The sequence below is a fragment of the Oleiphilus sp. HI0086 genome, assembly GCF_001635225.1.
This window is the reverse complement of record NZ_LWFZ01001448.1, coordinates 1-758: the sequence shown is the minus strand read 5'-3', so window position 1 is coordinate 758 and position 758 is coordinate 1. Positions and strand designations below refer to the sequence as shown.

General features: G+C 48.9%; 2 protein-coding genes. Both read left to right on the top strand.

Annotation, left to right across the window (positions count from 1 at the left end):
• A partial coding sequence (locus A3756_RS24600) for an SEC-C metal-binding domain-containing protein (protein WP_197481529.1) occupies positions 1 to 341 on the top strand: 341 nt, incomplete at its 5' end.
• Between the two features lie 36 nt (positions 342 to 377).
• Positions 378 to 758: bifunctional ornithine acetyltransferase/N-acetylglutamate synthase (locus A3756_RS24595; protein ID WP_197481528.1), on the top strand; the 381-nt coding region annotated here is incomplete at its 3' end.

The window sequence follows — 758 nt, the reverse complement described above, 5'->3', positions numbered from 1 at the left end:
CTAAGCAGGAATACAAGCGAGAAGCATTTGTTCTATTTGAATCGATGCTGGGCAATTTGAAAAATGACGTGGTACGTGTGACCAGTCACGTGAAGATTCAGACTCAAGACGAGGCTGAAGAGCTAGAGCGACGCAGACAGCAAGAGCTAGAACAGCAATTGGGCCGGGCAAAGACTGAACATGCAGATGCCAATGCAGCCGGTAGTGAAGGTGGCTCGGCTCCGGCGGCTGAAGAAAAGCAGGCCCCTGTGACGCGAGAAGGCCGTAAAGTAGGGCGTAATGAGCCTTGCCCATGTGGCTCGGGCAAGAAGTATAAGCAGTGCCACGGTAAGGTTTCATAGCCTTACTGTTAGTAAATATTTTAATTGGAAGGAATTATGGCTGTTGGTAAGGGTGATTTACCTGCCTTTTTTGACATAGACGGTGCGCGTATCGGTGTTGTTGAGGCTGGTATCAAAACAGAGGGTCGTAAAGACCTGGTTTTGATCGAGCTGGCTCAGGGGAGCACCTGTTCAGGCGTTTTTACAAAGAATGCTTTTTGCGCTGCACCGGTTCAGCTCTGTAAAGCGCACTTGGCGACAGGTAGCTTTGCTCAGGCTTCAAATGCCTATTTAGTGGTGAATACCGGTAATGCCAATGCAGGCACGGGTAAGCAGGGTATGGATGATGCTTTGCAAAGTTGTGCTGCTATAGCTGAACAGTTTGGTGTTGCGCGAGAACAAGTGTTGCCCTTTTCAACCGGTGTTATTGGTGAAAAA